Origin of the sequence: Actinomadura sp. NPDC049753 (assembly GCF_040674655.1) — a bacterium.
Lineage (GTDB): Bacteria > Actinomycetota > Actinomycetes > Streptosporangiales > Streptosporangiaceae > Spirillospora > Spirillospora verrucosospora.
This window is the reverse complement of record NZ_JBFARL010000406.1, coordinates 1-2,717: the sequence shown is the minus strand read 5'-3', so window position 1 is coordinate 2,717 and position 2,717 is coordinate 1. Positions and strand designations below refer to the sequence as shown.

The following is a 2,717-nucleotide window of genomic DNA, read 5'->3' as shown; positions in this document are numbered from 1 at the left end:
GGCGCCCGCGACGCCCTGGCCGAGCTCGCCGCGCGCTGCGGGGCGCTGCCCGCGACGTCGGCGGTGGCGCGCGGCCTGTTCGCCGGCGACCCGTTCGCCCTGGACGTCAGCGGGGGCTTCGCCACCCCCGCCGCGGCGGAGCTGATCCGCGGCGCCGACCTGGTCGTCGCCTGGGGCTGCTCGCTGAACATGTGGACGACGCGGCACGGCGCCCTCATCGACCGGGACGCCGCGGTCGTGCAGGTCGACGTGGACGCGCACGCGCTCGGCGCGCACCGCCCCGTCGACCTCGGCCTGATCGGCGACGCCGCCGAGACCGCGCGGGCCGTATCCGCCGAGCTCGGCGCCCGCGGGCACCGGGCCACGGGCTACCGCACGCCCGAGGTGGCGGAGCGGCTCGCCCGCGAGGGCCGCTGGCAGGACGTCCCCTACGACGAGCATCCCGGCGAGGACGGCGCGGACGGCCCCCGCATCGACCCGCGCACGCTGACGATCGCCCTGGACGGGATGCTGCCCCGCGAGCGCACGGTCGCCGTCGACTCCGGCAACTTCATGGGCTACCCAGCGATGTTCCTGGACGTCCCCGACGAGGACGGCCTGGTGTTCACGCAGGCGTTCCAGTCGGTGGGGCTGGGGCTCGCGACCGCCATCGGCGCGGCCGTGGCGCGCCCGGACAGGCTCACGGTCGCCGCGCTCGGCGACGGCGGCGCGCTGATGTCGGTTGCGGAACTGGAGACCGCCGTCCGGCTCGGGCTCGGCCTGCTCGTGCTCGTCTACGACGACGAGGCCTACGGGGCGGAGGTGCACCACTTCGGTCCGGGCGGGCACCCCCTCGACACCGTCACGTTCCCGCCCGCGGACCTGGCCGCGGTCGGGTGGGGGTTCGGCTGCGCGGCGGCGACCGTCCGCGCACCGGACGACCTCGCGGCGGTGGCCGCCTGGCTGGCGGGTCCCCGCGACCGGCCGATGGTCGTGGACGCCAAGATCACGCGCCGCCGCCCCTCGTGGTGGCTGGAGGAAGCGTTCCGGGGTCATTAGCTTACTCTGTGTAGCGTCGCCCTTCTTGGGAACGATCACGATCACGGCCGCTGTGGCCTGCTTCCCACGCCCGAGGAGGAGATATGACGCGAGGGCCGAGGCTGCCCGAACTCGCCAGGCAGATGGCGGCGGAGTTCGCCGGCACGCTGATCCTGATCCTGTTCGGCGTCGGGGTCGTCGCCCAGGTCGTGGCGGCGAGCGGGCTCGGCGATCCGCAGAGCCTGGGCGACCACAACAGCATCGCCTGGGCCTGGGGCTTCGGCGTCACGCTCGGCGTGTACGTCGCGGCCCGGACCAGCGGTGGGCATCTCAACCCGGCGGTGACGCTCGCGCTGGCGGTGTTCAAGGGGTTCCCGTGGCGCAGGGTCCTGCCGTTCTGGTTCGCGCAGACGCTCGGCGCCTTCGTGGCCGCGCTGATCGTCCGGTGGGACTACACCGAGATCCTCGCCAAGTTCGACCCCGGCCACACCCTGAAGACCCAGTTCGTGTTCTCCACCCTGCCGGGCAACGGCTCGCTGCCGATCGGCACCTGGGGTGCGTTCCGCGACCAGGTGATCGGCACCGCCATCCTGCTGTTCCTCGTCCTGGCCCTCACCGACCTGCGCAACGCGCCGCCGCTGGCCAACCTGGCACCGCTGATCATCGGCCTCGTGGTGGTGGCGATCGGGATGGCGTTCGGCTCCGCCGCCGGCTACGCGATCAACCCGGCCCGCGACTTCGGGCCGCGGCTCGCCCAGTACATCACCGGTTACGACACCGCCTGGCGGGACCAGTACGGCGACCTGTACTTCTGGGTGCCGATCGCCGCGCCGCTGATCGGCGGCGTGCTCGGCGCCGGCCTGTACCTGCTGCTCGTCGGGCGCCACCTTCCAGAAGAGGAGGGCGGCCTGCCCACCGGACCGGAGCCGGAGTACGACGTCACCTGACGGGCCCGTTCCCGCGGGCGGAAAGGAAGAGTCCATGGCCGACTTCGTCGGGGCCCTCGACCAGGGCACGACCAGCACCCGATTCATGATCTTCGACCACGGCGGCAACGAGATCGCCCGCCACCAGCTGGAACACGAGCAGATCCTGCCCCAGGCCGGCTGGGTCGAGCACAACCCGACCGAGATCTGGGAGCGGACGCGCTCGGTCATCGAGAGCACGCTGAACAAGGCGAACCTGTCGCACGGCGACCTGGCCGCGTTCGGGATCACCAACCAGCGCGAGACGACGGTGGTGTGGAACCGGCGCACCGGGCGCCCCTACTACAACGCGATCGTCTGGCAGGACACCCGCACCGACCGCATCGCGTCCGCGCTCGAACGCGACGGCCGGGGCGAGACGATCCGGCACCGCGCCGGGCTGCCGCCCGCCACGTACTTCTCCGGCGGGAAGATCCAGTGGATCCTGGACAACGTCGACGGCGTCCGGGAGGCCGCCGAGAAGGGCGACGCGGTCTTCGGCAACATCGACACCTGGGTGCTGTGGAACCTCACGGGCGGGACGGACGGCGGCGTGCACGTCACCGACCCCACCAACGCCAGCCGCACCATGCTCATGGACCTGGAGACCCTCTCCTGGGACGACCAGCTCCTGTCGTTCTTCGGGATCCCGCGCTCCATGCTGCCGGAGATCAAGCCGTCCTCGGCGCCCGACGCCTACGGCACGACCCGCCCGGGCGGCCCGCTCGGCGGCGA

The 2,717-nt window shown here is 72.8% G+C and carries 3 protein-coding genes; all 3 read left to right on the top strand.

All coding sequences use genetic code 11. The features are described from left to right. A partial coding sequence (locus AB0K37_RS41620; protein ID WP_363991605.1) for a thiamine pyrophosphate-dependent enzyme occupies positions 1-1,038 on the top strand: 1,038 nt, incomplete at its 5' end. An 83-nt stretch (positions 1,039-1,121) separates the two neighbouring features. Continuing rightward, a complete protein-coding gene (locus tag AB0K37_RS41615) occupies positions 1,122-1,964 on the top strand; it encodes an MIP/aquaporin family protein (RefSeq protein WP_363991602.1) in 843 nt (280 codons plus the stop codon). Between the two features lie 34 nt (positions 1,965-1,998). Further along, positions 1,999-2,717: FGGY family carbohydrate kinase (locus AB0K37_RS41610; protein WP_363991600.1), on the top strand; the 719-nt coding region annotated here is incomplete at its 3' end.